At 40.0% G+C, this 20,928-nt stretch carries 21 protein-coding genes; 15 read left to right on the top strand and 6 right to left on the bottom strand.

What is annotated here, in order from left to right; all coding sequences use genetic code 11:
• The 4 genes from AQPE_RS00205 (at position 1) to pdxH (ending at position 4,283) form a co-directional block, all read left to right on the top strand.
• Positions 1 to 1,407, top strand: a complete 1,407-nt coding sequence (locus AQPE_RS00205) for a TolC family protein (RefSeq protein ID WP_318349023.1) — start codon at positions 1 to 3, stop codon at positions 1,405 to 1,407.
• A gap of 10 nt (positions 1,408 to 1,417) precedes the next feature.
• Positions 1,418 to 3,022 carry an efflux RND transporter periplasmic adaptor subunit gene (locus AQPE_RS00210; RefSeq protein ID WP_318349024.1) on the top strand — a complete coding sequence of 535 codons (1,605 nt, stop codon included), beginning with the start codon at positions 1,418 to 1,420 and terminating at the stop codon, positions 3,020 to 3,022.
• A gap of 119 nt (positions 3,023 to 3,141) precedes the next feature.
• Positions 3,142 to 3,558 (top strand): DUF302 domain-containing protein, encoded by a 417-nt coding sequence (locus AQPE_RS00215; protein WP_318349025.1) that lies wholly within the window; start codon positions 3,142 to 3,144, stop codon positions 3,556 to 3,558.
• Positions 3,559 to 3,650: 92 nt separating this feature from the next.
• Positions 3,651 to 4,283 (top strand): pyridoxamine 5'-phosphate oxidase, encoded by a 633-nt coding sequence (pdxH, locus tag AQPE_RS00220; protein WP_318349026.1) that lies wholly within the window; start codon positions 3,651 to 3,653, stop codon positions 4,281 to 4,283.
• A 4-nt stretch (positions 4,284 to 4,287) separates the two neighbouring features.
• Here pdxH and AQPE_RS00225 read toward each other — a convergent pair whose 3' ends face one another.
• Both AQPE_RS00225 and AQPE_RS00230 read right to left on the bottom strand, forming a co-directional pair.
• Positions 4,288 to 4,746, bottom strand: coding sequence for a hypothetical protein (locus AQPE_RS00225; protein WP_318349027.1), 459 nt, complete (start codon positions 4,744 to 4,746; stop codon positions 4,288 to 4,290).
• Positions 4,747 to 4,780: 34 nt separating this feature from the next.
• A complete protein-coding gene (locus AQPE_RS00230) occupies positions 4,781 to 5,356 on the bottom strand; it encodes an RNA polymerase sigma factor (protein ID WP_318349028.1) in 576 nt (191 codons plus the stop codon).
• 344 nt (positions 5,357 to 5,700) lie between these two features.
• On the opposite strand from AQPE_RS00230, the gene AQPE_RS00235 reads away from it, so the two are divergent.
• The 5 genes from AQPE_RS00235 (at position 5,701) to AQPE_RS00255 (ending at position 11,240) form a co-directional block, all read left to right on the top strand.
• On the top strand, positions 5,701 to 6,045 hold the full coding sequence (locus tag AQPE_RS00235; RefSeq protein ID WP_318349029.1) for a DUF6249 domain-containing protein: 345 nt from the start codon (positions 5,701 to 5,703) through the stop codon (positions 6,043 to 6,045).
• Positions 6,046 to 6,214: 169 nt separating this feature from the next.
• Positions 6,215 to 8,221, top strand: coding sequence for an NAD-dependent DNA ligase LigA (ligA, locus tag AQPE_RS00240; RefSeq protein ID WP_318349030.1), 2,007 nt, complete (start codon positions 6,215 to 6,217; stop codon positions 8,219 to 8,221).
• A 103-nt stretch (positions 8,222 to 8,324) separates the two neighbouring features.
• Complete coding sequence (locus AQPE_RS00245) at positions 8,325 to 8,849, top strand: DUF6913 domain-containing protein (protein WP_318349031.1); 525 nt, start codon at positions 8,325 to 8,327, stop codon at positions 8,847 to 8,849.
• Complete coding sequence (gene dapA / locus AQPE_RS00250) at positions 8,846 to 9,727, top strand: 4-hydroxy-tetrahydrodipicolinate synthase (RefSeq protein WP_318349032.1); 882 nt, start codon at positions 8,846 to 8,848, stop codon at positions 9,725 to 9,727. Before AQPE_RS00245 ends, dapA begins: the two co-directional genes overlap by 4 nt.
• A gap of 181 nt (positions 9,728 to 9,908) precedes the next feature.
• Positions 9,909 to 11,240, top strand: coding sequence for a GntP family permease (locus AQPE_RS00255; RefSeq protein WP_318349033.1), 1,332 nt, complete (start codon positions 9,909 to 9,911; stop codon positions 11,238 to 11,240).
• Between the two features lie 7 nt (positions 11,241 to 11,247).
• On the opposite strand, the gene AQPE_RS00260 is transcribed toward AQPE_RS00255, so the two are convergent.
• On the bottom strand, positions 11,248 to 12,126 hold the full coding sequence (locus AQPE_RS00260; protein WP_318349034.1) for a cation diffusion facilitator family transporter: 879 nt from the start codon (positions 12,124 to 12,126) through the stop codon (positions 11,248 to 11,250).
• 74 nt (positions 12,127 to 12,200) lie between these two features.
• On the opposite strand from AQPE_RS00260, the gene AQPE_RS00265 reads away from it, so the two are divergent.
• From AQPE_RS00265 to AQPE_RS00285, 5 genes are all read left to right on the top strand, one after another.
• Positions 12,201 to 12,899, top strand: a complete 699-nt coding sequence (locus AQPE_RS00265) for a hypothetical protein (RefSeq protein ID WP_318349035.1) — start codon at positions 12,201 to 12,203, stop codon at positions 12,897 to 12,899.
• A gap of 89 nt (positions 12,900 to 12,988) precedes the next feature.
• Positions 12,989 to 13,543: an RNA polymerase sigma factor gene (locus tag AQPE_RS00270; protein WP_318349036.1), complete on the top strand. Its 555-nt coding sequence runs from the start codon at positions 12,989 to 12,991 to the stop codon at positions 13,541 to 13,543.
• A gap of 120 nt (positions 13,544 to 13,663) precedes the next feature.
• A complete protein-coding gene (locus tag AQPE_RS00275; RefSeq protein WP_318349037.1) occupies positions 13,664 to 14,221 on the top strand; it encodes a hypothetical protein in 558 nt (185 codons plus the stop codon).
• On the top strand, positions 14,205 to 15,245 hold the full coding sequence (locus AQPE_RS00280) for a hypothetical protein (protein ID WP_318349038.1): 1,041 nt from the start codon (positions 14,205 to 14,207) through the stop codon (positions 15,243 to 15,245). The genes AQPE_RS00275 and AQPE_RS00280 overlap by 17 nt, the downstream gene beginning before the upstream one ends.
• A gap of 177 nt (positions 15,246 to 15,422) precedes the next feature.
• Positions 15,423 to 16,541, top strand: a complete 1,119-nt coding sequence (locus AQPE_RS00285; RefSeq protein WP_318349039.1) for a glycosyltransferase — start codon at positions 15,423 to 15,425, stop codon at positions 16,539 to 16,541.
• A gap of 10 nt (positions 16,542 to 16,551) precedes the next feature.
• Here the strand turns inward: AQPE_RS00285 and AQPE_RS00290 are convergent, their stop codons facing one another.
• From AQPE_RS00290 to AQPE_RS00300, 3 genes are all read right to left on the bottom strand, one after another.
• Positions 16,552 to 17,892, bottom strand: coding sequence for a DEAD/DEAH box helicase (locus AQPE_RS00290; RefSeq protein ID WP_318349040.1), 1,341 nt, complete (start codon positions 17,890 to 17,892; stop codon positions 16,552 to 16,554).
• A gap of 114 nt (positions 17,893 to 18,006) precedes the next feature.
• Complete coding sequence (locus AQPE_RS00295) at positions 18,007 to 19,668, bottom strand: AMP-binding protein (protein ID WP_318349041.1); 1,662 nt, start codon at positions 19,666 to 19,668, stop codon at positions 18,007 to 18,009.
• A 42-nt stretch (positions 19,669 to 19,710) separates the two neighbouring features.
• The gene (locus AQPE_RS00300; RefSeq protein WP_318349042.1) at positions 19,711 to 20,265 is read right to left on the bottom strand and encodes a helix-turn-helix domain-containing protein; all 555 of its coding nucleotides are present in this window, start codon (positions 20,263 to 20,265) and stop codon (positions 19,711 to 19,713) included.
• 191 nt (positions 20,266 to 20,456) lie between these two features.
• Between AQPE_RS00300 and AQPE_RS00305 the strand changes: the two genes are divergently transcribed.
• On the top strand, positions 20,457 to 20,891 hold the full coding sequence (locus AQPE_RS00305) for a globin domain-containing protein (RefSeq protein ID WP_318349043.1): 435 nt from the start codon (positions 20,457 to 20,459) through the stop codon (positions 20,889 to 20,891).
• Positions 20,892 to 20,928: the final 37 nt, after the last annotated feature.

The raw sequence follows: 20,928 nt of genomic DNA on the forward strand, positions 1-20,928 counted from the left end.
ATGAAGAAACTTATAATATTAGCCAGCATAATTACTCTCAGCTTGTCCTGCTATTCGCAGGATTCGTTGATGGTTTATCTGGAACTGGCGGCCAAGAATAATCCGTCCGTTCAGCAAAAATTTGCTGAATATCAGGCGGCTCTGCAAAAGGTTCCGCAGGTAGGCAGTTTGCCCGATCCGGAACTGAATGTGGGCGTGTTTCTGAGTCCGATGGAACTGGTCGCCGGAAAACAGGTCGCTGACATTCGACTAATGCAAATGTTTCCGTGGTTTGGCGTGCTAAAAAATGCCAAAGACGAAATGAGCCTGATGGCCAAAGCCAAATTCGAATCGTTTCGCGAAACCAAATTGCAGGTATTTTACGATGTGCAGCGCACTTGGAATGAGTTGCAAAAAGTACAGCAATCAATCCTGATCAATGAGAAAAATCTGGAAATTTTGCACTCACTCGAACGGCTTTCGCTGGTAAAATTCAAAGCCGGTTCATCAGGTGGTGGATCGCCTTCTGGAAGTTCTGGCTCGCCAGGGAATTCAGCATCAGCGCAAAGTTCATCAGGAATGAATACAATGGGTGGTAATTCCGGAAATTCGGCACCAACGACTTCGGCAGCAATGCCAGCAAGTCCCATGGCGGCTTCCGGAGGTTCAGGATTGGCCGATATTTACCGCATACAAATGGAAACCGGGGAACTGGAGAACAATATTGCCTTGCTGAAAAATCAGGAACAAACCATTGCTGTCCGATTTAATAAATATCTGAATCGTCCGTCGAAAACGCTGGTAACACTTCCGGGGAAACTTAAAGCGGACTCACTTACCTATTCGCTTTCAGCGGTTTCCGACAGCATGCTAAGTCAAAGTCCGATGCTCGGAATGCTTGACTATGAGCAGCAATCGCTCGAAGCGCGGAAGACGATGGTCACAAAAATGGGTTACCCGATGGTTGGTTTGGGAATGAATTATTCGCTGATTGGAAAAGATCCGTTAGCCATGGCTCCGGACATGAACGGCAAGGATATGATTATGCCCATGGTGACGGTTACTTTACCCATTTACCGGAAGAAATACAAAGCGATGCGCGAAGAAGTTGAGCTAATGAAAACGGCGAACAAGCAAGGTTATCAGGCAACGGCCAATGCATTGCAAACCGAATATTACGAAGCACTCCAGCTTTTTCAGGATGCTAAACGACGGATGAAGCTCTATGAAAATCAATACGATTTGGCTGAACGATCGCTTAATATTCTTCAGAAAAGTTTCGCAGTTTCGGGTACAGGACTGACTGATGTTTTACGAATCAGGCAGCAAGCACTCGATTATGAGTTGAAAAAGATTGAAGCGATTTCGGATAACAACACGGCCATTGCATGGCTCAAACGCCTGATGGCATGTTCACAAATTCAATAAAATACATTACATGAAAAAGATATTTTTAAATCAATATTTCCGAAACAGTTTGTTTGTCGTAATCGGGCTGTTTATTGGATGGGCAATTTTTCATTCTTCGGAGCAAAAAGAAGAAACGCACAATCATTCGGCTGACGAGACGAAAGCAGAAATATGGACATGCTCGATGCATCCGCAAATCCGGATGGATAAACCTGGCAAATGCCCGATTTGCGCGATGGATCTGATTCCGCTCGTTCAAAGCGAAACTTCCGGAATGGATCCGGCAGCGGTGCATTTCACCAAAGAATCGGCCGCTCTTGCCAATGTGTTGACAACCATTGTTAGCAGCCAGAATCCGGTTAAAGAGCTGCGTTTATATGGAAAAGTACAAGCAGACGAACGTCTGCTAAAAAATCAGGTGGCCTATATTCCCGGGCGAATCGAAAAACTGATGGTCAACTTTACCGGTGAAATGGTGAGAAAAGGACAGCCACTGGCTCTCATTTATTCGCCGGAATTGGTCACTGCTCAGCAGGAATTGCTTGAGGCAGCAAAAACAAAACAGTCGCAGCCCGAAATTTACGAAGCTGCCAAAGAAAAACTTCATCAATGGAAGTTAACTGACAAGCAAATCGCGGAAATCGAAAATTCAGGAAAAGTGCAGGCCAATATGGAAGTGGAATCGACGGCAAGCGGGATTGTTACCGCCCGGCGAGTCAACAATGGCGACTATGTGAGTCAGGGATCGGTATTGTATGAAGTTTCTGATTTATCGAGTATTTGGGTGCTGTTTGATGCTTACGAAAGCGATCTGCCGTTCCTGAAGAAAGGTGACAAAATTGATTTTTCGATTCAGGCATTGCCTGGCTCTGCATATTCTGGTAACATCATGTTTATCGATCCGGTGATTGATCCGGTGAACCGTGTGGCCAAAGTCAGGTTGGAAATGAGCAATCCCGGCGCTAAACTGAAACCAGAAATGTTTGTCACCGGTATCGTTAAATCGAACCTGGATGAGTTCAAAAATAAACTCGTTATTCCGCGCTCTGCAGTGCTTTGGACAGGCAAACGATCGATTGTTTACGTCAAACAACCCGGAGACGAGCCAATATTTAAAATCCGCGAAATTGAACTTGGACCTCAGCTCGGTAATAGCTATGTGGTGACCAATGGATTAGCAGATGGCGAAGAAATTGTTACTGAAGGCGCATTTAGTGTTGACGCGGCTGCCCAATTGGAAGGCAAACCCAGCATGATGAATCAGGAAGGAAACCAGATTTCATCGGGAAGTATGCCCGGAATGGATATGGGAAGTGAAGCAACTACTCAGCAGGTGACTCCAAGTCACCCGCTGAGTGACAAAATGCAGATGCAACATCAAATGATTAAGGTTTCGGGCAACTGCGAGATGTGCAAAGATCGCATTGAAACTGCAGCAAAATCAGTTTCAGGAGTGACTTTGGCCGATTGGAGTACAGAAACAAAAATGCTTCATGTTGCATTTGATTCAAAAAAAACAAATTCAGATGACATTCAGAAAGCCATCGCCAAGGTTGGTCACGACACGGAAAAATTTAAAGCTCCAGACGATGTTTACAAAGCGCTTCCGGAATGCTGTTTGTACCGTAAATAGCTTCTCCATTTTTACTGAGGGAAAATTTGAGTAACCCCTCAGTAATATAAATTCACCTGATTGCAAACTTTTCCATTTTTAATTGTTTAAAGAACTACAAACCATTTAAACTTGAGAAAATGAAATATTACATCACGAAAAAAATCGACGCCACGTTTGAACAGGCAATTGATCGCGTAAAAGAATCTTTGGGAATCGAAGGATTCGGAGTTTTGTCAGAAATCAACCTTCATGATAAATTCAAGGAAAAACTAAATGTCGATTTCAGAAAATACACCATACTGGGTGCATGCAATCCGGCCTATGCCTACAAAGCTGTACAGAGTGAAGACAAAATCGGCACCATGCTTCCCTGTAATGTTGTGGTTCAGGATTTAGGAAAAAATGTGATTGAAGTGACCGCCGTTGACCCGGTTGCTTCGATGATGGCCATTGATAACCCCAAACTTGCCCCCATTGCTGAGGAAGTAAAAAGAAAATTAACGCGGGCTATTGAATCGCTGCACAACGGAGTAGAATCGTTCGGCTTGGTTTAAATTTGTTTATACGTTTTTAAAGATGAAAATGACCTTTCTGATAGCTACCCAAAGGTTATCATTTTATTACGACGAATTATTGAACATTGAATATGCTACGTGATTTACGCACCAATTATCAGAAATCTGAGCTTACTGAAGAATCGATCAACTCAGATCCCTTCAGGCAATTAGAAGAATGGTTGAAATCGGCCATCGATGAGAAAAATCAGGAGCCAACCGCCATGGTGCTCTCAACAGTTGATGCCAGGGGATTTCCGGATTCAAGAGTAGTTCTTTTGAAAGAAATCAACTCAGATGGATTGGTGTTTTTCACCAATTACAACAGTAAAAAAGGGCGTCAAATTACAGCAAGCCCAAATGTTGCCGTAAACTTCTTCTGGTCTAAAATGGAAAGGCAGGTTCGGATTAAAGGAGTGGCGGAACAAATTCCAGAAGAATATTCTGTGGATTATTTCAAGTCTCGTCCAATCGACAGTCAACTGGGAGCCTGGGCTTCGCCTCAAAGTAGGATTATTGAAAACAGAAAGTTTCTTGAAGAAAACTTCTCTCTTTATCAGCACTATTTTCAGGATCACGAAATTATAAAACCACCTCATTGGGGTGGTTTCCTTATTCGTCCTGAATATTTTGAATTCTGGCAGGGACGTTCAAATCGCCTGCACGACCGGATTGCGTTTCAAAAATCAAACGGAGCATGGGATATTTTCCGACTTGCCCCCTAATCGGTTATTCGATGTTGGATGGATGATGTTTTAGTTTTGATAGAAATGAATCGAGTGTCCATAGTGACAATGAGGCCAGTACAATTAAATAGGCTACTGTTGGTATGGAGGAAAACAAACCAAATCCTTTCTTCACCAAAGATGTATTTACCTTCGACATCGAATCTGTAAAGGTTGACAAAACACCCTGATCGACCTGCGATGGAGCTGCATTTATGGCCTGAAAAATAACAAATGACACTAAGGCAACAAAGATTCCACTTAAAACGATCCAGGTTCGGTTACTGATTACGGGCTTGTAGTCCTGCAACAAAGGTCTCCTCATCACAGCGGCTTCCGCCAAAATCCTGTTCATCACCTTAATCCTGAAATCTTCTGAAGGAGATTCAACTTTTACACCCTTCATCATTTGTTCGAATTGTTTGTCGAGCTTATTCATGGTTTCAAATATCAATATTTTCAAATACAATTACAATTTTAATTCATCCTCGTCCAACCTACATCAAAGAATAAACTTCTTCTTTCAGCATTTCGTGAAGCAGAATATACATTCGCTTCCTTGCCCGATGAATCTTCACTTTTATATTGCTTACAGTCAATCCTGTAATCTGGCTTATTTCATCCATCGATTGACTCTCGTAATAATAAAGAGTAACTAATACCTGATCATCTTCCGGCAATTTTGCCAGAGCCAAATTCAAATATTTTTCCTGATCTTCTTTTCTGGTCTCCCTGTAATAATCATGCATTTTCTGTTCATCCTGATCAGATATTTGCCGATCATCCAGTGATTTAAATTCAATTCTCCGCTTTCTTAATTCAGAAATGCATGCATTATAGGTAATACTGTACAGCCAGGTCGAAAATTTCGATTTACCTTCATAACTATCAAGCTTTTGAAATGCCTTTATGAAAGTATCCTGAGCCATTTCTTCAGCCTCTTCAGGCTTCTTCAATAATTTCAAAGCCAATGTATATACCAGTTTCTGATACTTCTCAACCAGAAATGAGAATGCCTGCACATTGCCTTTCCTGACAGCCTCAATGTAGTATATGTCATCGGTTTTATTCATTCTAAAACAATAGACGAACTTTTTTCGAGACGGTTACAGTATTCAAAGAAAAAACAACTAAAGATATTTGAGGATTTGGAAATTTGAAGATTTTAAAATGTAGAAAAATAGGGTTACATAGCTAAATTGATAAATGGCTAAGAATGAAAATTTTCGTCCACAGGCTTATTAATAGACAGGGCCTGAAGCTGTTCATGAAACTTGTAACCCGCAACTATTTTCAACTCCTAACTTTAGCTCACTTTAGGCACTTCCCACTTTTTTGAAAAATTTTGTAACCGCTGCAAAATACCTGCGTCATACTGGCAAGTTCGAAAACAATTAAACACTTTAAATTTAATATTATGCAAGTCGAAATTTTAGGAGTTCTAATCCCGTTTGCTTTCTTTGCTCTGGTATTTGCATCATTGTATGTCCATCTAACCACAAGGAACAAAGAACGCTTGGCATTAATCGAGAAAGGTGCAAGTCCCGATCTTTTTAAAGCAAAACCTACCGAAAGTTCTGGCTACACAACATTTAAGTCGGGTCTTTTCCTGATCGGAATTGCTTTGGGCATCATCGCTGGTTATTTCCTGACCGAATCAGGAATGGACGAAACGGCTGCCTATTTTTCAATGATTTTCCTTTTTGGCGGAATTGGACTGGTAGTTTCATTTTTACTTCAGGGAAAGTTCAAAAACAAGTAAACAGATTCCGTTTTCTTCAGGAACTGTCATTTGGGTCTTAGATAAAGAGCCTGAATGACAGTTTTTTATTTTGAAAAATTAGTTTTCAAAAAAACAACTTGATCCTGAAAGTGTTTTTCGAATGATACAGGCTCTTTCTTTTTTGTATTTTAGTGCAAATTTTTGAAAAATGGCCAAAGAAGATATCGAAAAAAGAATCGCTGAACTGCGTTCAACTCTTGAAGAATATAACTATCGTTACTACATTTTATCACAGCCTGTTATAAGTGATCAGGAGTTTGACATATTGATGAAAGAACTGGAGAAACTGGAAGCGGAAAACCCTGAATTTTTCGATTCAAATTCGCCTACTCAACGCGTTGGAAGCGACCTGAATAAAGAGTTTCAGCAGGTTAAACATCAGTATTCGATGCTTTCGCTTTCCAATTCCTATTCCGAAGAAGAATTGCGTGATTTCGACCAAAAAATACGGAAACTCACCGACCAGTCTTTCGAATACGTTTGTGAGCTGAAATACGATGGAACTTCGATCAGCTTGCGTTACAAAAACGGAGAGCTTGACAAGGCAATTACCCGTGGCGACGGCGCTTTTGGCGACGATGTAACCGCCAATGTGCGGACAATCAAAAGTATTCCCCTGAAACTGAAAGGATCAGGTTATCCTGCGGAATTCGAAATTCGGGGTGAAATTCTTCTCCCGTTTTCTGAGTTCGACCGGATCAACCAGGAACGCGAAGAAGAAGGCGAACAACTGTTTGCCAATGTTCGCAATGCTGCATCTGGAACATTAAAATCGCAAAAATCGTCGGTTGTTGCTGAACGAAAATTGGATGCCTATTTTTATTATTTACTTGGCGAAAACCTACCAACCGATGGTCACCTGGAAAACATGCAAGCTGCCCGTGAATGGGGTTTCAAGATTTCTCCCAATACGATAAAATGTCAGAATATCGATGAAGTTATTGCCTTCATCCGAAAATGGAATACCAAACGATCTGACTTGCCAGTAGCTACTGACGGCATTGTAATTAAGGTAAATTCGCTGAGTTTGCAATCTTACCTTGGAACAACAGCAAAATCGCCACGCTGGGCAATCGCATACAAATACAAAGCAGAGCAGGCCAATACTATTCTTCAATCGGTTTCGTATCAGGTTGGACGAACTGGTGCTGTCACTCCGGTTGCCAATCTCGATCCGGTTCTTTTGGCCGGAACCACAGTAAAAAGGGCTTCATTGCACAACGCCGACATCATCAAAAATCTGGACTTGCATTTGGGCGACACTGTTTTTGTGGAAAAAGGCGGCGAAATCATTCCCAAAATTACCGGTGTTGATGCAAGTTCGAGACATCCTATGGCAGCACCTGTCGATTTTATAAAAGTTTGTCCGGAATGTGGCACTGCCTTAATCCGGAAAGACGGCGAAGCTGCACATTATTGTCCTAATGAAGATGGTTGTCCGCCGCAAATCAAAGGAAAAATGGAACATTTCATTGGCCGTAAAGCTATGAACATTGATGGACTTGGCGCCGAAACGATTGATCTACTGTACAATGAAAATCTCATTCGCAATATTGCCGATTTGTACGATTTACAAAAGGAGCAGATTAGCAAACTTGATCGTTTAGGCGACAAATCTGCCGAGCGGATACTCAAAAGCCTGGACGAATCGCGAAACATTCCATTTGAGAAAGTACTTTTTGCGCTTGGAATCCGTTTTGTAGGCGAAACTGTCGCCAAAATTTTAGCCAATCGGTTGATTACTATTGAGAACATTGAAAAAGCCAGTCTGGAAGAATTGACTGCTATTGACGAGATCGGCGGACGAATCGCTGAAAGCGTTCAACTCTACTTTTCGAATCCTGAGAATGTAAAATTAGTTGAACGGCTAAAGGAGAAAGGCCTCCAAATGCACCTGAATGAAGAAAGCCTGGCCAATCGTTCGGAAAAACTAAATGGCTCGTCAATCATTATTTCCGGGACATTTGAAAAGAACTCGCGTGACGATCTGAAGAAAATGATTGAACAGAATGGAGGTAAAAATGTAAGTTCCATCTCAAAAAACACCAATTATTTACTTGCAGGAAACAACATTGGCCCCAGCAAATTGGAGAAGGCCGAAAAGCTAAACATCCCGATTATCTCAGAAGATGACTTCCTGAAGATGATCGACTAAAAGTAATAGATTATCGTTTTATTAAGGTTTTTTGTATCAATCTAAAACTTTTAGCGAATTTAAACATCGTAAAACAAACGAATTGTTATTTTTGCACAAAATCATGGGAATAAAATCAAAGTTTGCCAATCGGATACTGAATTCGAAATTGAATTTAGTAGTCAGGGAGAAAAAAGTGGTCAATCTTGATTCTGCTCAAACTGTTGGAATCCTTTGGGAGATCGATCAGCAGGAAGCTTTTATCAAGATTAAAAATGAACTTTACTTAGCTGGAATTAAGGCTGATGGACTTTGTTACTTCCCATTAAAGAAGGCTTTGATTCCTGAAGAAATCAATGGCTTTTCGAGAAAACAAACAAGCTGGTGGCTCGAAATTCCAAAAACGCAGGTGGTCGAGGATTTTATTCGCCAGAAATTTGACATTCTGATTGATATAACCGGGCAAAAAAGCTTTCCTATGGTTTACGCAACTGCCTTATCAGAAGCGACATTTAAAGTTGGTTATGCCGGTGGTTCAACGAATTATTTCGACCTGAATATTGAATTTCCAGATAGACCAGAAGCGAGCCAATTGGCTGAACAAATTTTGTATTATTTAAAACGGATTAATAAAACAACGATAGAATGACACATCCATTTACGGGAGCCGGAGTAGCATTGATAACTCCTTTTAATGAAGATATGAGCGTTGATTACAGCGCATTGGAAAGATTAGTTGAAGATCAGATTTCAGGAGGAATTGATTATTTGGTGGTGCTTGGAACCACAGGTGAAACCCCTGCCCTTTCGGATGAAGAAAAGAAGGAAATCGTACGTTTTGTAATCGAAAAAAATGCCGGACGGTTGAAAATTGTAGTTGGAATTGGCAGCAACAATACGCTTGCCTTGGTTCATTCCATTCAGAACTACAATTTTGAAGGTATTGATGCCATTCTTTCGGTAACACCATATTACAACAAACCTACTCAGGAAGGTCTTTTCCAACATTTTAAAGCTGTTGTTGAAGCGAGTCCGGTTCCAGTCATTTTGTACAATGTACCTGGCCGTACAGGCGTAAATATGGAAGCCGAAACCACACTTCGTATTGCGCGACTTTCTGAAAAAGTGGTTGGAATTAAGGAGGCATGCGGCGTTTTAGCTCAATTTACTAAGATTATCAATGAAGCGCCAAGCTATTTTAAGGTTATTTCAGGCGACGATGGTTTGACCCTACCCTCTATTGTCATCGGCTCAATTGGTGTAATTTCGGTTATTGCCAATGCATTACCTAAAAAATTAAGCCAATTAACACGTGCATCGCTCGAAGGAAACATGCCTCTTGCCACTCAGTTACATTTAGAAATGGCTGAAATGCTGAAACTGATTTTCAAAGAAGGAAGTCCTGCCGGAGTTAAAGCCTTGATGGAAATAATGGGAACCGTAAAAAATCAGGTACGATTGCCAAACGTTCCGGTTTCAGCAGCCACCTTTTCATTAATTGAAAATGAACTAAAGCTAATAAACTAATGACGCTTGCATTTTGATATACATTGAGGTATTCAAATCTCATCACATCTGGCTCATAAATCCAAAATAGATGTGCTTGCTAAAACAAGATAAATTTGTGTTATGTTTGTCATATAGTTGATAAAACTGTATCGGCTAATCTTAAACATTAGCAAAACTAATATCTAAATACCATCTTGTAATGAGCACTTTAACTATCTCGATTCTTGTAATTTCAAGTATAGTAAGTATCATTATTCTGACCTCCAGATTAAAGATAAATGCTTTCATTTCGCTTTTTCTGGTATCCCTTTTATTGGCTCTGGTAGCTCTACCAAATGCCGACATCCTGAAAATTTTGAAAGATGGTTTTGGAAATACGATGGGATCAATCGGTTTTCTAATCATATTTGGTGCTGTTATAGCTATAGTGTTGGAAAAAAGTGGAGGTGCTTTGAGTATTGCCAGCTATCTGCTTTCAAAAACAGGAGATAAGCAAGCGCCGGCAGCATTAGGAATTACTGGTTTTTTGGCAGGCTTGCCTATTTTCTGCGATTCAGGATATATTATTCTTAGTGGTTTGGCTAAATCGTTCAGCGCCAAAACAAAAATTGCCATGCCGTTTATTGCTGTTGTTCTTGCCTGTTCGTTGTATTCTGTCCATTGCCTCGTACCTACTCATCCTGGCGCTTTGGCGGCTGCAGGCATCATGAATGTGAATATCGGGAATTTCATCCTTTGGGGGATAGCATTTGCAATACCAGGCGCTTTGGCAGCATTCTTCTGGACTAAAAGAATAACAAAAAACAAAGGGTACAGACCGGCGCAATATGAACAGTCAAACAAGGAGTTAACTGATGAAAAACTCCCTTCTCCCCTTCTATCAATTTTACCTGTAATTGTTCCATTAATGCTAATTACATTGGCTTCAATTTTCGCTGTATTTGGCTGGAAAGATCAAATCTATTTCTTCAAAATAATACTTTTCATCGGACAACCCATTATCGCCCTTTTCGTTGGAATGCTTTTTTCATTCTTACTTCTGAAAAATTTAAACCGAGCGAAACTAAATGGCATTTTTGAAACAGCCATTGAAAAAGCCGGACCTATTCTGATTGTCACTGCTGCTGGTGGTATGTTTGGAATGGTTATTAAAGAAACTGGTATTGGATTGGAAGCGGGTAAATTTCTCAGTCAAACTGGCTTAGGCATTGCTGTACCATTTCTGATTGCCTTTTTGATGAAAACAGCTCAAGGCTCTTCAACTGTTGCGATTATTACCACTGCATCGTTTGTTGCACCAATGCTCTCGTTGTTAGGTCTGGATACCGAATCTGGAAGGTTGTTTGCTACTTTGGCTATGGGCGCCGGGTCAATGATGATCTCACACGCAAACGATTCGTATTTCTGGGTGGTTACAAAATTTTCTGAATTGGATACCAATACAACTTTAAAGGTTTATTCGAGCGCAACTATTGTTATGGGTACAACCGTTTTTGCGTGTATCTGGATTACATCACTATTTATTCTCTAATCGACATCTAACACTTGCAACCCTCTCCTGAATTATATTCGTACTGAAAAGTGGTATGAGTGATCCCAAATCGGCTGTTTAGTAGCTGTTTTGCCTTTTTATTGATATTTAATGTATCCGAAACCGGAAAATTTTTAATCAACTCCAGGTGCGCTTCGAAGTAAATCTGATGATCGGCCAATTGCCATAAATGCACATGATGAACGTTTCGGATTTCAACAATTTCTTCCATCGCTGAAATAACATCCTCCTGATCAATTTCTGGTGGTGAAAACTGCATTAAAATTCCAACGCTCTCTTTCAGAATTGTATAGGTGTGTACAAAAATATAAATACTGATCAAAACTGTAACCAGCGGATCGATCCAGTAAATCTGGAAAAGCCAGATACAAACAGCGCCAACAACAACTGCCACAGAAGTTAACGCATCACCAATCAAATGCAAATAGGCTGCTCTGATGTTCAGATTCTCATCTTTATTGTGATGAAGTATTAAAACCGACAATCCATTGGCAACAATTCCCAAAATTCCAAGTCCAAGCATCCACAAATAATCAACTTCCTTCGGATTGAGAAACCTTTTTACAGCTTCAACCATCAAATAAACTGAAATGGCGATCAATGTGATCGCATTGATGAATGCAGCCAGGATTTCTGCTCGTTTGTACCCAAATGTTGATTTCTGAGTTTGAGGGCGAAGTCCGATTCGATGAGCCAGATAAGCCAAAACTACCGAAATGACATCACTTAGGTTGTGAAGTGCGTCTGAAATTAGCGCCAGGCTTCCGGAGATAATACCGCCGGCAAACTGACCAACAGTAATAATTCCGTTCAAGATAACGGTAATTGCCAGATTTCGCCCTGTATGTTCATGATTGTGTGACATCTTTTCTATATTTAACAAACAATAAAAATCAAAATTTCCTTTACCAAAAATAACATTCGATAAAAATAAACAATATGAGAACGGTTTTGATCATTCTTTCGGCATTAATATGGACAGGACAAGCATATGGACAGGTTAAAGATTATTCAGAAGCGAAAGATGTAGGATACGAAGTCGCGAAGTTAAATTTGATAAACCAGAACCACGAAAAGAAACTTTTGGAAGAAAGGGACATTGCAGGAAGCCCATTTCTCGACAGGCAATTTCAGAATTCATACATTTTAAAGACCAATGGTGTCGAAATAAAGGATGTACCATTAAGATTCAACCTCTACAGCAACAACATGGAATTTAAGAAAGATGGAACGATTCTCGCCATTGGATTTCCATCGGAAATACAACGAATAAAAATGGGTAGTAAGATATTTGTCTACGCCAAATATATGAAACCCAAAAACATCGACTACGGTTTCTTTCAGGTATTGTATGAAGGGGATTATCAATTACTAAAAAAAGATCAGGTCATCCTTAAATCGCCTTCGGATAAAACAAACCCGAACGATTCCCTGCGATTTGAGAAACTACCACCCCAGTTTTATTTGCTTTATGGCAATGGCATGGCACATTTGGTTTATTCGCAAAAAAAACTGATTAAAACACTACAACCCATATCACAACAGGTAATTGACTACATAAAATCGAACAAAATCGATACAAAAGACGAATCACAATTGATTCATCTGATGGAATATATGGCCGACACTCCAAATTAGCACAATTCATATTTGCCAGTTTTTTTTCACTTTCATGCAACATTCCTAATTTGACCCTCGTCATTCAATCAGAAAACAAATTCAAATACTTGGAAACGCAGTACCCAAATATTCATCATGATGCGATTGAAAGGTGTCGAAAAGGCGATACTCAGGCACAATTTGAGCTCTATAAGCTTTATTACAAGCCCATGTACAACGTTTGTCTGCGCATGGTTGGCAATGCGGTTGAAGCTGAAGATGTGATGCAGGAAGCCTTTTTAAAAGCGTTTACAAAGATTGACAGTTACGAAGGGAAAGTGAGTTTTGGCGCCTGGTTAAAGAAAATTGTGATTAACCGCTCATTGGATCAACTGAAAAAGCGAAAAGTGAAATTTGAAGAACTGAATGAAAAAATTCCTGACGAAGAACCCGTTGGGCTTGAGATTTCAGAAATTCAGATGGAGCAGTTAAAAAAGGCCATTCAACGGTTGCCCGATGGCTACAGGGTGGTTTTGAACCTTTATTTACTTGAAGGATATGACCATGAAGAGATTTCGCAAATTCTCGGAATTACGAATGTTTCATCGCGTTCGCAATATTTACGGGCCAAGCTGAAACTTCGGGAGATGTTGCACAAAGAAGAATTGTTTGAATACAATTAAAAATGATTTGAAAATGAGATAATTTGAAGATTTGGGAAAAGCATGGAGCATGGGGCATAGAGATAAAGCCCGTACCACGCAATCCGGAACTTGAAATTTGAAACTTGAAACTTACATGTCATGAAAGACGAACTAGAAAGATTAATCTTAAATAACCAACATTCTTTTCAGAACGAAGAACCGCTGGAAGGTCACTTCGAGCGATTTGAAGCCCGGCTTCAGAAAGCATCGAAACCGACCCGGAAATTCGATTTCCAAATGGTACTGAAAGTTGCTGCCATCGTAGTTTTCGCGCTACTGGTAGTCAATCAGGCACGCATTTGGTTAACTCCTGAAAAGAAAGAAACCCTCTCACTGGGTTCAATTTCGCCCGAATACCGCGAAGTTGAATTTTACTACACCAATGCAATACAAGCAGACATCAAACAATTGGATGTATTTGAAAAGGAAGGATTGATTACAGAATCAGAACAACAAATGATGTTGAAGGAACAAAAAGAGTTTGACCAGATGTATCAAAAGTTGATCGAAGACCTGAAAGCAAATCCTGATGACGAGCGGGTTATAAACGCCATGCTTGAATACTACCAGTCGAGAATAAATGTATTATCATTGGTTATCAACAAATTAAAAGAAGTAAAACAACATAAACGTTTACACAATGAAATCGATATTTAACCTCACCCTTGCATTATTGTTATTTTCAACACTTTTGGTCAATGCCACAGGAGCCGAATTCAGCAAACAATACCGGAAAGGCTGGCAAAAAAGTGGAATTACAGGATTACAAATTATCAACAAATTTGGCGAAGTAAAAGTCAACGATATGGGAGGCGACTCAATTACAATTAAAGTATTGATTACCATCGACAATGCTTCTGAAAGCCGGGCCAAAGCGCTGATGGAAAAGATACACATCAACCTCCAGAAAAATGGTAGCCAGGTGATAGGTGAAACTGAAATTGAGGAAAACTTTAAAGGGAATAATTCATTCTCAATTGATTACCTCATCAATATTCCAAAAGATAGGGATTTGACCATCACGAACAAGTACGGCAATGTAGTGATTAACGAATTGGATGCAAAAGGCACATTTGATGTTAGCTACGGATCGATGACCGCTGGAAAGATGAAGTCACCTGCCGGAAACCCAATAAAGATTACCTTAGGTTACGGGAAAGCAACATTGGAAACAATAAACGACGCCGATATGGAAATCAAGTATTCAAAACTGTATGCTGATGAAATTAATCATGTCGTTATGGATTCGAAGTATTCTTCTGTAAATCTGGGAAAAACATCAAGCCTGACACTGGATTCGAAGTACGATGGAATTAACATCGACGAAATTGGCAAATTGAAATCGATATCCAAATACACCAATTATAAAATCGGTACATTAACCGAAAGTTTGGACCTCGATACGGGCTACGGATCTGTAAGGATTGAAAAAGTTGGGTCGAAATTCGACAAAATTCAAATCACAAACAGTTATGGAGGCATCAAAATTGGATTAAACGAATTAAACTACAGGCTTAAGGCCGATTGCAGTTATTGCGATGTAAAATATCCTGCCAATCGCTACAAGGGAAACAAGATTCGCGAAAACACAAAATTTTCGCTTGAAGGAACTGTTGGGAGCGGTGGTGGAACAGTTTTGATCGAAAGCCGTTATGGTGAAGTAAAACTCAACGAAGAGTAAAAAAATATTCAGTCGCAGTTTGCAGTCGCATGCGTTTTCAAATTGTTACGGGTTACGAGTTTCGGGATCTATCCCGAATCTCATAACCCGTATCGTTTTTTTTGACCACTGAGACTGATCACTAAACTCTTTGTCTTTTCGTGGTTTTTCTTTTATATTTAGAATAAAATTTCAGCATTGGAAACAGCACTTCAATTGGTAGCTTTTAATATTCCTTACCCTCCTGATTATGGTGGCGTAATCGATATTTTCTACAAAATTAAAGCACTTGCTGAAAATGGCGTTTCGGTTTACCTCCATTGTTTCGAATACAATCGTCCACAGGCAGTAGAGCTTGAAAAGTACTGCACGAAGGTTTTTTATTATCCAAGAAAATACGGCATTCGCTACCAATTATCAACTAAACCATACATTGTAATTACTCGCCATAACAATCAATTATTAAACAACTTATCATCAAAAAATTACCCAATACTATTCGAAGGACTTCATACTTGCTTAAATCTCGAGAATGAAGCTCTAAAAAACAATACAAAATTGGTTCGGACTCACAATGTGGAACACGAATATTACCTGAATTTGTGCAAAGCAGAACCAAATATCTTCCGAAAAATGTTTTTCAGAATAGAGGCTTGCAAATTAAAACGGTATGAAAATGTACTTAAAAGCGCCTCTCACCTGCTCTGTATTTCGCCAAACGACAATTTATATTTCGACCAAAAATTCGGCAACTCACATTTTATTCCGGCCTTTCATCCGTTCAACGAAATCAAATCGAAAGAAGGTCGTGGCGAATACATCCTGTTTCATGGGAATCTTTCAGTATCAGAAAATATTCAGGCAGTTGAATACCTGATTCAGCATGTTTTTTCGAAAATCAGCCAACCGGTTATTATTGCCGGAAAAAATCCTTCGGAAAGATTGGCTCATAAGATACATAAACTCGCTAACATTCAACTGGTTTCAAATCCTGAAAATGATCAAATGGAGAATCTGATTCAAAATTCGCACATTTGCTTGATACCCACCTTTCAGGATACCGGATTGAAGCTCAAACTACTGGCTTCACTATTCTCCGGACGCTTTTGTATAGCCAATGCGCCAATGATCCACAAAACAGGATTGGAACACCTTTGTCATCAGGCAGATACGCCTGAAGATATGATTGCCTGTGTAAATGAATTGTTTGAATTGGATTTTACTTCCGAAGAAACTGAAAAGCGAAAATTAATACTCGAAGACGCTTTTTCAAACCGCCACAATGCACTGAATATAGTTAAGTTGCTAAAGAATTAAAAATGGCCTATTATCTTTTTGCAGCTCGTTTACGTTCAACTCCACGATTTCGCGATTTTGTTTTTCGTGGGTTCCGCTCTCCGGGACCACCCAGATTAACCTTTTTATTTTTCTCCTTTTTCTCGTGAAAAGCGCCCTGCGAATCCGTGATCACATTTGATTTGCCTAAATATTCCTTATCAAAAAGCACAGGTCGTTCCTCGTCAGTAAAAACATTCGAAATTTTCAAATCCGAAGGCAAAGGTTTTTCCTCCATGACCCGGTTCATGAACTCTTCAATTTCAGCAAAATGTTTTATTTCAGGTTCATTCACAAAAGTGATTGCAATTCCAGCCTTTTCAGCCCTTCCGGTGCGCCCGATGCGGTGCATGTAATCTTCCGGAATGTCTGGCACATCAAAATTAATCACGTGCGAAACATCCAAAATATCTAATCCCCTGGCGGCAACATCCGTTGCAATCAACATCCTGAAAGTTCCGTTTCTGAATTTTTCCAACGAGTTAATCCGGAGATTTTGCGATTTATTGGAGTGCAAAACGCCAATTTGCTCCGGATAAATTGGATTAAGAAGCTCGAAAACCCGGTCGGCAAATTGCTTACTGGATACAAAAATCAATACACGGGAAAACTCTTCCTGACTGGCAAGCAGGTTTTCAAGTAAATTTACTTTGGTAAAAAAATTCGGTACAGAATAAAAATATTGGGTAATCTGTTCGAGCGGAGTACGTTGATTTTCAATCTCAACAGTAATTGGCTCGTAAAAATAACTATCAATCAAAGCGGCGACTTCTTCAGTCAAAGTGGCCGAGAACATTAGGTTTTGCCTGCGCTGCGGCAAACTATCCATAAAACTCATCAATTGCGGACGAAATCCGAGGTTTAGCATTTCATCAACTTCATCAATCACCAGTTTCTGAATGGCTTTCAGGCGTAAAACGCCAGTCATCACCAAATCGACCAGACGACCTGGAGTGGCCACTAAAATGTCCATTCCATTATAAACAACCTGTTTTTGTGTATTGATGTTTGTACCGCCATACACACCAACGACCCTGACATTCATATATTTTGCCAATTTCTCAGCTTCACCAACCACCTGCAAAACCAACTCGCGGGTTGGCACAACCACCAATATTCTCGGATATTTCTGATCGGAATATTTAAGTTGGCGAAGAATAGGCAGCAAATACGAAAAAGTCTTACCTGTACCCGTTTGTGCAATGCCAACAGCATCGCGTCCCGACATCACTACCGGATATACTTTTTCCTGAATGGGTGTCGGAGTTGTAAAACCCAGATCACTCAAGGCATTCAGAAGCGGAGTATTTAAATTTAATTCCTGAAAAGTCACTGTACGAAAATTTTAATTCGCTGCAAAGGTAATCCGAAAAAGTTAACAGTCACAGTTTTCAGTCTCAGGGCTTGCAATTCTAAACACTGAGACTGAAAACTGACCACTGAAAACTTATTCATTCCCATCCTCTTCACGAATCTGCACCCGCCGAATTTTGCCGCTGATTGTTTTGGGCAATTCGGTTACAAACTCAACAATACGAGGATATTTATAGGGAGCAGTCACTTTTTTTACGTGTTCCTGAAGTTCTTTGGCCAATTCGTCGCTGGCAGTGTAACTTTTCGACAGAATAATGGTTGCTTTTACCACCTGACCACGATCGGGATCGGGAACCGCAGTAATCGCACATTCCAATACCGCCGGATGTTCCATCAGTGCACTTTCAACCTCGAAAGGCCCGATCCGGTAGCCTGAGCTCTTAATCACATCATCAGCACGGCCAACAAACCAATAATAGCCATCTTCGTCGCGCCAGGCCATATCGCCGGTATAATAAACGTCATCGTGCCAAACCTTTTGTGTCAATTTTTCATCGCGATAATAGCCATTAAACATTCCTGTCGGAGGTTGTTGATCCGTATATAGAATAATTTGCCCTTCCTCTCCAATTTCGCACGAATTGCCTTCATCATCAATCAAATCAATTCCGTAACCGGGCGAAGGTTTACCCATCGATCCCGGCTTGGGTTCCATCCACGAATAAGTTGCCAAAGCAACAGTCAGTTCGGTTTGTCCATAGCCTTCCATCAATTTGATTCCGGTAGCATCCAGAAACTGCTTATACACTTCAGGATTCAACGGTTCACCAGCTACCACGCAGTATTTCAGGGCGCTCAAATCAAATTTAGTCAGGTCTTCCTTGATCAGAAAGCGATAAATGGTAGGCGGAGCACAAAATGTTGTAACTTTATATTTTTCAATAACTTCCATTAAGTTCTTTGGAACAAACTTATCGAAATCGTAAGTCATCACTGCACTGCCCGACAACCATTGTCCATATAATTTTCCCCATGCCGATTTGGCCCAACCGGTGTCGGCAACCGTAAAATGCAATCCGTTATCCTGAACATTCTGCCAGTATTTTGCCGTAAGAATATGTCCAAGCGGATAAATGTAGTTGTGGTTTACCATTTTGGGCATACCTGTCGTTCCTGAAGTAAAATACAGAAGCATTATATCTTCATTTGCAGGCATTTTATCTCCCAGCGGGCGAATAAATTCTTCGGAACTACTTTCCATTCCGGAATTAAAATTCAACCAGCCTTCGCGATCTTCGCCAATTAATGCTTTGACTTTTAGTGTAGGCGATTTTGCCTCAGCCTCTTCGACATGACGGATTACTTCGGTCTCCGGAACGCAAACAATCATCTTAATATCAGCCGCATTGCTTCGGTAAACAATGTCCTTCGGACTCAGTAAATGAGTTGCAGGAATGGTGATAGCTCCAATTTTATGGAGAGCAAGTATGCAAAACCAGAATTCATAGCGCCGTTTCAGGATAAGCATCACCGGATCACCCTTTCCAATACCAGCCGATAGGAAGAAATTGGCTGCTTTGTCGCTGTAGGTCTTCATCTGCCCGAAGGTGAAAATTTGCTCCTCACCCAAATCATTGCACCAAACCATTGCAATTTTATCGGGTGTTTTAGTCGCAATTTCGTCAACCACGTCGTAAGCAAAGTTGAAATTTTCAGGAATCTGAAGTTTATAATTTGCTACAAAATCTTCGTAGGAAGCGAATTCTGTTTGTGAAAGATATTTATCGAGTACCATATTTTTGTAATTCTTGATGAAATCTTTAATTAAAGTTTAAGATCAAACGATAACAGCTAAAAACCTAGCCTTCTGATTATTTAATGCTTTCATGGCATGTTTGTAACCCGAATCAAAATAAATCGAATCGCCTTCGTTCAGGGTAATTTCATGGCCATCGACCACAATCATCAAAGTACCTTCAAGTACATAATTAAACTCCTGTCCGGCGTGCGAATTTGACTCCAATGGAGCATTCGAGGCATCAGGCTCGACTGTCACAATAAACGGCTCGGCTTTTTTCTGAATAAAATTAGAGGCTAAACTCTCGTATTTGTATTGTTTTCGCCGATCGACAATTAATCCTTTCCCTTTTCGGGCAACCGAATAAACATGCAATTTTGGCTGATCACCCTTTAGAAGAGCCGAAAGTTCAAGATTGAACCGGTGGGCAACCTTTAATAAAAAACCAACAGAGATATCAGTATTTCCGTTTTCGTAATTCAATAAAAGATCTTTTTCGATATTCAATTCATTTGCAAAGCTTTCGGCCGAAATACCTGCAATCTCGCGCAGTTCTTTAATTCGTGCAGCGATCAGTTGAATTTGTTCGTTCATAACCTTGATTTTTTGTTTTCAATATACTGATTTTATTCTTTTTTCAGGTTTTAGGACAAAAAAATTGAATTATCTCATTTTTAAAAGCTTAGAAACCACCACTGCAATCTTTTTTGTCAGCACACAACCTCAACGCGTCTATTTTGTTATACAAGATGAAGATTTTAATAAACAGTCAATTTATTTGCATCATGGATTTTTCAATCAATCAATATGAATTCGGGCAAAGGCCTTCAGTTACCATTCCAACTCCTGAATTTCTGGAAAAGCTTACTGAACAAGGAATTCGTAAAATGGTAAGCGATCATTACGACTTATTGAGCCAAAGTGAAATTAAACACCTTTTCCCAAGAATTGAAGAAGCACTCGACAAAGCCAAACAACGGTCGTCTGACTTTTTCATTCAGATTTGCGGTGGGCACCCTTATTTTAACGAAAATCGCGGTAAACCGATGCTGGCCCGACGACATGCAACTTTCGCAATCACTGCTGAAGCCCGTATCGTTTGGCTGCAATGCTACCAACAAGTACTGTCTAAGCTTGAATTGCCCGATGAAATCGTCCAATCATTCTGGAATTACCTGAATGTATTTTCGTTCTGGATGGTAAATACGAAAAGTGAATAATGAAAATAATTCTGATACTCATTTTAAATAAAGGTAA

The sequence above is a fragment of the Aquipluma nitroreducens genome (assembly GCF_009689585.1).
GTDB lineage: Bacteria > Bacteroidota > Bacteroidia > Bacteroidales > Prolixibacteraceae > Aquipluma > Aquipluma nitroreducens.

Bases quoted from the DNA above. Each gene is read 5' to 3' on its own strand.
- AQPE_RS00205 (WP_318349023.1), top strand. From the start codon at position 1: ATGAAGAAACTTATAATATTAGCCAGCATAATTACTCTCAGCTTGTCC.
- AQPE_RS00210 (WP_318349024.1), top strand. From the start codon at position 1,418: ATGAAAAAGATATTTTTAAATCAATATTTCCGAAACAGTTTGTTTGTC.
- AQPE_RS00215 (WP_318349025.1), top strand. From the start codon at position 3,142: ATGAAATATTACATCACGAAAAAAATCGACGCCACGTTTGAACAGGCA.
- pdxH (WP_318349026.1), top strand. From the start codon at position 3,651: ATGCTACGTGATTTACGCACCAATTATCAGAAATCTGAGCTTACTGAA.
- AQPE_RS00230 (WP_318349028.1), bottom strand. From the start codon at position 5,356: ATGAATAAAACCGATGACATATACTACATTGAGGCTGTCAGGAAAGGC.
- AQPE_RS00235 (WP_318349029.1), top strand. From the start codon at position 5,701: ATGCAAGTCGAAATTTTAGGAGTTCTAATCCCGTTTGCTTTCTTTGCT.
- ligA (WP_318349030.1), top strand. From the start codon at position 6,215: ATGGCCAAAGAAGATATCGAAAAAAGAATCGCTGAACTGCGTTCAACT.
- AQPE_RS00245 (WP_318349031.1), top strand. From the start codon at position 8,325: ATGGGAATAAAATCAAAGTTTGCCAATCGGATACTGAATTCGAAATTG.
- dapA (WP_318349032.1), top strand. From the start codon at position 8,846: ATGACACATCCATTTACGGGAGCCGGAGTAGCATTGATAACTCCTTTT.
- AQPE_RS00255 (WP_318349033.1), top strand. From the start codon at position 9,909: ATGAGCACTTTAACTATCTCGATTCTTGTAATTTCAAGTATAGTAAGT.
- AQPE_RS00260 (WP_318349034.1), bottom strand. From the start codon at position 12,126: ATGTCACACAATCATGAACATACAGGGCGAAATCTGGCAATTACCGTT.
- AQPE_RS00265 (WP_318349035.1), top strand. From the start codon at position 12,201: ATGAGAACGGTTTTGATCATTCTTTCGGCATTAATATGGACAGGACAA.
- AQPE_RS00275 (WP_318349037.1), top strand. From the start codon at position 13,664: ATGAAAGACGAACTAGAAAGATTAATCTTAAATAACCAACATTCTTTT.
- AQPE_RS00280 (WP_318349038.1), top strand. From the start codon at position 14,205: ATGAAATCGATATTTAACCTCACCCTTGCATTATTGTTATTTTCAACA.
- AQPE_RS00295 (WP_318349041.1), bottom strand. From the start codon at position 19,668: ATGGTACTCGATAAATATCTTTCACAAACAGAATTCGCTTCCTACGAA.
- AQPE_RS00300 (WP_318349042.1), bottom strand. From the start codon at position 20,265: ATGAACGAACAAATTCAACTGATCGCTGCACGAATTAAAGAACTGCGC.
- AQPE_RS00305 (WP_318349043.1), top strand. From the start codon at position 20,457: ATGGATTTTTCAATCAATCAATATGAATTCGGGCAAAGGCCTTCAGTT.